Source organism: Pseudorhizobium flavum (assembly GCF_044142885.1).
GTDB classification, from domain to species: Bacteria; Pseudomonadota; Alphaproteobacteria; order Rhizobiales; family Rhizobiaceae; genus Neorhizobium; species Neorhizobium flavum.
Map to the genome: position 1 here is coordinate 1 of NZ_JBIOKZ010000028.1, position 7,159 is coordinate 7,159.

Consider the following 7,159-nt stretch of genomic DNA (forward strand, 5'->3'; position numbering starts at 1 on the left):
CCCGCCACCGGCTATGGCTATATCGAAGCCGGCGAATCCCTCGGAGGCGGCGCCCATGCCGTCAGGCGCTTCGTCGAAAAGCCGCCGCTCGAGGAAGCGCAGCGCATGCTGGCGGATGGCGGCTTCTACTGGAACTCCGGCATCTTCATGTTCACGGCCGGCAAGTTGATGGAGGAAATGGAGGCTCACGCGCCGGAGGTGGCCGAAGCGGCTCGCGAAGCCGTCGCGAACGCGGTCACGGACCTCGATTTCATCCGTCTCGATGCTGCAGCCTTCATCAGGAGCCCGGACATCTCCATCGACTACGCCGTCATGGAGAAGACCTCGAACGCCGCTGTCGTCCCCTCGTCCTTCACCTGGTCCGATCTCGGCAGCTGGGATGCAGTATGGAAACTTGGCACGCGCGACGAGGCCGGCAACATGGTTTCCGGCAACGCGACGCTGATGGATACGCGAGACTCCCTCGTCATGTCCCGCACCAGCCACCTTGCGGTGCAGGGACTGGAAAACGTCGTCGTCATTGCCAGCGAGGATGCGGTCTATGTCGGGCGGCTGGAGGAGAGCCAGAATGTCGGCCGCATGGTCAAGAAGCTCGCTGCCGACAAGGCGACGTCGCCACTCACCGAGACCCACCCTACCTCCTACCGCCCCTGGGGCGGCTATACCTCCATTCTCAACGGCGACCGCTTCCAGGTGAAGCGCCTGTTCGTCTCGCCGGGCAAGAAGCTGTCTCTGCAGAAGCATCACCACCGTTCCGAGCACTGGATCTGTGTAAAGGGCACGGCGGAGGTCACGATTGGCGACGAGGTGAAGACAGTGCGGGAGAACGAAAGCGTCTACATCCCGCAGGGCGAGGTCCATCGCCTCGCCAACCCGGGCAAGATCCTGCTCGAGATGATCGAGGTGCAGACCGGCTCCTATCTCGGCGAGGACGACATCATCCGCATCGTCGACGAGTTTGGTCGCGGTTGAGGCACTGGTCGGACATTCTCGAAGGCTTGCGCATCTGCGAGCAAGCGGAGGGACTTGCGGAACCTCCGTCTCGCCAACCATAGATGGAGGGTTAGAAAGGCGGGGCTGATGCTATCATAGTTTCCTATTCGTCGGCGTCATGAGACGTTCGACATCAGCGGTCTTGGCAGTTTCGGCATTGTCGTTGTTTGTGCAGGAGCCTTCCACAAACATGTTCCACGGAGCCGGCTGTTCGCCGTCGCCGTTGCAAATGATACAGGGGATACCCCAACCACCGCAGACGCATGCTCGTAAACCGGTGCAAGGTCTGTTGCAGTGTGTCCCGCAGACCCAACCGGTGTCGTCGCAGGTCTTGCATCTCATTGGCGTTCAGCCCCTCCTGCCGTGTGACCGGCTAACTCCCGGTAACCACGAGGATTTGCGATGTGTCTCCTCTGTCGCCCGAGGGTTTGAGAGACCACCGGGGGCGCAGATGCGCCTTCAGGTGTCGCGAAACTGATTTAGCAGGCAGTCTGGGCCTTGGCATCTGCCAAAGGTCAGGGACGGTTGGGCACAACTGCTGGCAAGGCATTCTAACATCAGCCAAGGCGTTGCTCCCGCCGGTGATTTGGAGGCGCAAATGGAATTTGAACGAGAACGTCACCTGCAGCCCTTTCCGGCTTTACGCGACGCATCAGTCTTGCAGGGAGATGCTCACCATCGGGTGGCAGATCGTAAGAAGGTTGCTGCAAGTATGGTTAACGAATAGAATGGAAAATCGGATACAGAACCAGTGTGGCGAGGCCCTTCATGTCCAGGCTCAATCCCAAACCTGACCGGCAGAACGACGCGCAGCGGGAGCGGGATCAGAAGCTTGTGAACTTGCTGATGTCTCAGGCCATCCGCCTCCCTCGCCACGGGACCGGAATGGGAAGGAAGTCAGCGGGAAACTATCGGACTTGGCTGTCCGGGCGGTTTTCGACTGTGCTCTTGATGGCAGCAATCCCGATCACGTTGTGGATGTATCCGTCATCGGGCGAAGACGACTTCTACTCCTGAAGCGCTTCAGCGCCGGGGCTTGTTGCTTGGCTGCACGCCGCCCGGTAATCTCGAGTTGCGAATTAAAAGCTCATTCCGTCTTAGGCTCTGTTTCAGTAGCCTCGGGATCGTCGATACTGTCCCAGCGCCGGATTGTGTAGGTGCGATCGTCAGATGGCTGTGAGTAAAGCGGCTCCCTCGCAAGGTCCGCAAGATAGCGCGCCAGTTCCCGCAGGGCAGCGGCAATCTGCACCAGGTCGCCCGGCGGCGAGACGCGCGTCGCGTGGGCGATGTCCCGATCGCTGTCTCCCTGGTTCAGATCCTCCATGTGGCGGAACCTGTTCTTTGCAGCTACCTATACGTCATGTGCCGAGGGACGGGATGCGAAATAAGGTCCGCAGAACCCCGTCTCGCATCCCGTGCGCCAGGGGGTTGACGCGTGATCACCTTATCGAACCTCCAGAACCCTGCATCTGTCGAAGGTCTGGTTGCACTGCACCTGGACAAAGGAAAACTGGCAGCGGGATTGGTTCGATCTTTTCGGTTGCGCTTGTGCGACGAGGAGCGGCCCTCCCGACGAGGGAAGGGATCATTTGCCTCGTGGCGCTCGATCCCCCGCTTGCGATTGTCTGGAGCGGACTCCACTGCAACGACAACGATCAGCAAGTGGCTGTTCAGCCAGCCGTCTCACCATGCCATCAGTGGGGAGCGTTGCGTCGCCCCATCTGCTCAGATTTTGAAATCGATGGATCTCCAGAACTTGGAGCTCTCGCCTCATGTCGAGGATAATGAGGTGGTTTCACCCGCCGCTCGGATGAGACGTCTGTCGCAAGCACCTGGACGTCACGTGGGCGAATGCGGGAACCAGAAAAAAGCGGGCCTCAGTGACACCAATGAGGTTCGGAGGGCGGATAAATCCGTCCGATGGATCGAAGGTATTCGACGATCTGAGATTTGAGATGGCCGCGAGCAAAGTACTTGTCAGCGATTTGCTCCAGCGCCGGCTCCATGGCCTGATAGACTTCCTCGGGAAGGTGGCAATCAGCGATCACGTACCCGTCGTCGCCAATTGCGACAATCTCACATCCGGTAGCCAGGACTTCGTTGACAAACTCGGGGATGTCATCTTCGGTCACTTCGGCTCCCTCACGTCGCCTGATCTGCGCAGCGTATAGCGGACGATACAGAGGTCCGCGGTGCGTCGCTAGTGCGATTTCTTGCAGTGGCAGGAAGATCGACCAAAATCCCTGTTTATTCACAGATACGATTCCGCTGGCTTTTTCGGAGAGACAGGGAAGGATAACCATCAAGTCGCCGTTGACCGTAGCCATTGCTGAGCCACTCTCGTGGCATCTGAATTGAACGTCAGTAGAACGACTGTCGGCCGCGGCCCCACGAGGCAGAACGCGCGAAGCACGCACCAAGAGCGACCTCAGCGCGTCCTGTTCCACTCCCGCAGGGTCTTTGCCTGCTCGTCGTCAAGGAACTTCTGGTCGAGTCCCTGCTTCCTTGCGCCGCCACGGATCAGTGCAGCGACCACTAGCGTCACTGTCGCGCTGAGGATTGCGATCAACATGACAATATCGAACCACGTCATTACGGTCTACTCCGCGTATTGAAGAAGGTATACCAATATCTGTTTCATCTTCAACCTACCCGCATCGCTCGTCACATAGAGGCGCCGCTTCGGTTGTTTCCGTGCGGATGGATTGGCATCGTCCCACTCCCTGAGAAGCCAGCCGGCAAGCTCAAGCTGTATAAGGATCGGGTAAAGCGACTCCGATGCCAGCCCGGTGGTCAGCTTGATGTCTCCGCGGCAAATGCCATTTCTGGCCGGTCCCATGGCGTTCAGCACGAGCATCACCGGTCCAGATATGTCTACGACGGCTTGGAGCATGTCGCGCATCCGCGTTGGGTGGTGAAGACGGGGCGCGGACTTCTTTGCCGGCTTAAAGCTGCTCAAGGACTGCCGCCGCTTGGCGCGGGACCGCTCGATGGGCCTTAGCCACCAAGGCGTTCCGGCGGTACCCCCTCGCGAATTAGCCTCTTGAGCCCGTCGCGGAGCTCCGCCGTGTCCTCATGATGGTGGACCGTGACGGCATGTTGAGCGGCCGCAGCAACCAATTCATCTACGCTATCAGCCATGATTGTGATGGTGCAATTTATGTCACTAGGAAATTCGCGGCAGTCGATGAACTTCCACGGCCACAGGTCGTCGGTTAACCGTTTATGAATTTTGGCCCTTCGGGGCATAATCGGTTATGCACAATGGGTTAACAAAGTATTGATTGGAACACCCCGCCAATATTGATTGCGCCCAGGACAACTGGGGATTTGCAATTATGTCGATCGAAGATTCTCGCATTCTCGCTAACGAGCTTGAGAATGAGAACTTGGCTGCTGACATGCTCGATGCTGTGTCACAACTTCACAGTGAGGATGCACCAGTTGAGCTTGCTCAGCTTGGTGAACTTCCAAAAACAGATCGTTTTGCACAACCCGATGACGGTGAGGGTGCAGGGGATAACCGCTATCGGGTAGAGAACGGCATCGTGCAGCTGCCGGCATCCACCTCACTTGATGACATGCGCGTGGAGGGCAATGACCTTGTCCTCGTGCAGTCCGACGGGACCGAAATCATCATCATTGATGGTGCGCTGAAGATCCCGACCCTGCTTCTGGGAGATGTCGAGCTGTCGCAGCAAGTGTTGCTTGCGGCCCTGGAGGAGAGCGGCATCAACGTTGCCGCCGGTCCGGACGGCTCCTACAGCGCGACGGGAACACCGCCCAGCTCAGGTGCCGATTTCGAGACGATCGAGGAAAGACAGGCCGAGGCGATAGCGCTGGCGGAACTGCTGGGCGATACGAGCTTTGGCGACGGCGACGGCCTCGAGGACAACGGTGTCGACGACGGCGAGCCGACAATCCTCTCGCCCCTGACACAGGCCTTTGTGCTGGATGAGGCAGTTCTCGTCGACAATGATCAGAACAACCAGACGATCTCTGGCCGGCTCCCATTCGAGCAGGGGCCGGATTTCGGAACAATCACGCGCGTTGAATTCAGCGGTGCCGGCAATGTCGATGAAGAAGGCTCGGGCGCCGCGCAGGCTCTTGCCGGCATCACCTCCGGCGGCAGCCCGATCACCGTGACCAGCTTCGCCGCTCCCACCGACGGCAGCATCTTGAACTTCGTGGCGCTTGAGGGCCGTGACGCGAACGGCGCTCTTGTCTTCCAGCTGACGATCAACAACCGGGTAAACGGCGACTTCACCTTCGAGCTGGTCGGCAAGCTGGATCATCCGGATGCCGGTTCTGGCGGCACTCAAGCTGATCTCGCCGACCTGCTGCGTCTCGGTTTCACCTACACGGTTACGGACTTGGACGGGGACTTTGTTACCGGTTCCTTCAACATCGACGTCATGGACGATGCGCCTGTCCGTGGGGAAGAGGTTCGTGGCACGGCAGAGGATGAGGCTGTCAACGGCGGCAACAATGAGGCAGATGGCCTGTCGGCTGTAGCGACCGGTGCGCTGAACATCAGGTGGGGTGCTGACGACGCTGACACGGTCGCGGATCTCGGTGGCCTCGGTGATCGTTCGATTGCGTTCACCAACGCGACTGTTTCTGTAGCGAACGCCTATAACGGTGCATCACTGACGTCGCTTGGTCTGCCCGTGTCGACAGCCGTATTGGCGAACGGCACGCTGGTTGGTTACACGGGCTCTACCGTGCCGACCTCGTCTGCTGCAGCCAATGTGGTGTTCCATGCCACGCTGTCGGACAACGGCAGTGGCTCCTATACCTTCACGCTGGTCAAGCCGCTCGATCATGCCGCGGGTGACGGGGCGAATGGCGAGAACGATCTGTCGCTGAGCTTCGGCTACACGGCGACCGACAGCGATGGCGATACGGTCACCGGCCGGTTCACGGTTGATGTTCGCGATGACGTTGCAACGATCGGCGCGCCGTTTGCAGGCGGTATCGTTGAGGAAGAGCAGAAGCAGGTTGCCGGTGACGGCAACGAAGGCACGGAAGGTGAAGGCGACGCAGACAGCTTCGGCGGGTTCCTTGGCCTCCAGTTCCGGGACCGCACGACGCATGAGACTGGTGGCTCGCTTTCGATCTCGTGGGGTTCTGACGATGCCAACGATGGCAACGGCCAGCCGGGTGATCGCTCGGTCCAGTTCGGCCCGGACGCGGTTGCAAATCTCACCGCTCTGAACCTGACCTCTGACGGCGATGCGATCAAGTACACCACTGTGACCGTGAGCGGTCAGCAGGTCCTGCTTGCCTATACGGGTAATGTGATCCCGACCACCGTTCCGACGACGACGAATGCAGCGCTTGCCGGCAACATCGTCTTCTCGGTCGCCCTGTCGGATACTGGTGCAGGCTCCTATGCATTCAAGCTCTACGACACGCTGGACCACCAGGGTTCGGTGCAGGGCGAGGACAGCCAGATCCTGAACTTCCAGTTCACCGCGACGGACAGTGACGGTGACGTAACGGCGCCTGCGACCTTCTCGGTCAAGGTGATCGATGACCAGCCGATCGCGCTCGGTACGATCCTGGATCGTGTCGTTGAGGAAGAGGAGCTTTCTAATGGCAACGAGGATCGCGTATCCGGATCCGGGGATCTGGATGCCGACACTTCTATCTTTGGTCTGCCTCTCAATCTGGCGACCGACAAGGCAGACGGCTCGCTCAACATTGCCTGGGGCGGCGACGACGGCAACAAGAACGTCAATGGTGGCTTTACCGGCACCCAGGTGGCTGGTGACCGTTCGGTCGTGTTCTCGACCGGCACGGGTGCTGCCAAGATCCTGACCGCCAATGAGGTCTCGCAGTTCCTCACGGTCAGCGGTGGAAACGGTCCGGTTGCGATCGGCGCACTGACCTCCGAAGGCAAGCCGCTGGTGTTCACGCTCTCGGCCAACGGTTCCATCCTGACGGCATCTGCCGATGGGAAGACCGTCTTCACGGTCAAGCTGTCGGATCAGGGCAATGGCTCCTTTGACTTCGATCTCGATGGCGTACTCGACCATCCGGTCAAGGCAAGCGGTGCAGCCAATGAAGACGTCCTGTCCTTCAAGTTCACCTTCACCGCCCGCGATGGTGACGGCGATATCGCCAGGAACGACTTCACCGTAAAGGTCATCGATGATGCGCC

At 59.4% G+C, this 7,159-nt stretch carries 7 protein-coding genes; 2 read left to right on the forward strand and 5 right to left on the reverse strand.

Annotation, left to right across the window (positions count from 1 at the left end; all coding sequences use genetic code 11):
• The coding region (locus ACEPP2_RS21095) for a mannose-1-phosphate guanylyltransferase/mannose-6-phosphate isomerase (protein WP_395516445.1) at window positions 1-972 on the forward strand (972 nt) is incomplete at its 5' end.
• Window positions 973-2,080: 1,108 nt separating this feature from the next.
• Here the strand turns inward: ACEPP2_RS21095 and ACEPP2_RS21100 are convergent.
• The 5 genes from ACEPP2_RS21100 to ACEPP2_RS21120 all read right to left on the reverse strand — a co-directional run bounded on the left by ACEPP2_RS21100 (window position 2,081) and on the right by ACEPP2_RS21120 (window position 4,242).
• Window positions 2,081-2,317 carry a hypothetical protein gene (locus ACEPP2_RS21100; protein WP_395517870.1) on the reverse strand — a complete coding sequence of 79 codons (237 nt, stop codon included), beginning with the start codon at window positions 2,315-2,317 and terminating at the stop codon, window positions 2,081-2,083.
• 553 nt (window positions 2,318-2,870) lie between these two features.
• A complete protein-coding gene (locus ACEPP2_RS21105; RefSeq protein WP_395517871.1) occupies window positions 2,871-3,320 on the reverse strand; it encodes a hypothetical protein in 450 nt (149 codons plus the stop codon).
• Window positions 3,321-3,421: 101 nt separating this feature from the next.
• Window positions 3,422-3,586 (reverse strand): hypothetical protein, encoded by a 165-nt coding sequence (locus ACEPP2_RS21110; RefSeq protein WP_395517872.1) that lies wholly within the window; start codon window positions 3,584-3,586, stop codon window positions 3,422-3,424.
• A 6-nt stretch (window positions 3,587-3,592) separates the two neighbouring features.
• Entirely contained in the window at window positions 3,593-3,886 is a 294-nt protein-coding gene (locus ACEPP2_RS21115; RefSeq protein ID WP_395517873.1) for a hypothetical protein, read from the reverse strand.
• A 104-nt stretch (window positions 3,887-3,990) separates the two neighbouring features.
• The gene (locus tag ACEPP2_RS21120; protein ID WP_395517874.1) at window positions 3,991-4,242 is read right to left on the reverse strand and encodes a DUF1059 domain-containing protein; all 252 of its coding nucleotides are present in this window, start codon (window positions 4,240-4,242) and stop codon (window positions 3,991-3,993) included.
• An 89-nt stretch (window positions 4,243-4,331) separates the two neighbouring features.
• Between ACEPP2_RS21120 and ACEPP2_RS21125 the strand changes: the two genes are divergently transcribed.
• Window positions 4,332-7,159, forward strand: a 2,828-nt coding sequence (locus ACEPP2_RS21125) for a T1SS-143 repeat domain-containing protein (RefSeq protein ID WP_449619212.1), incomplete at its 3' end; no start/stop codon positions are given.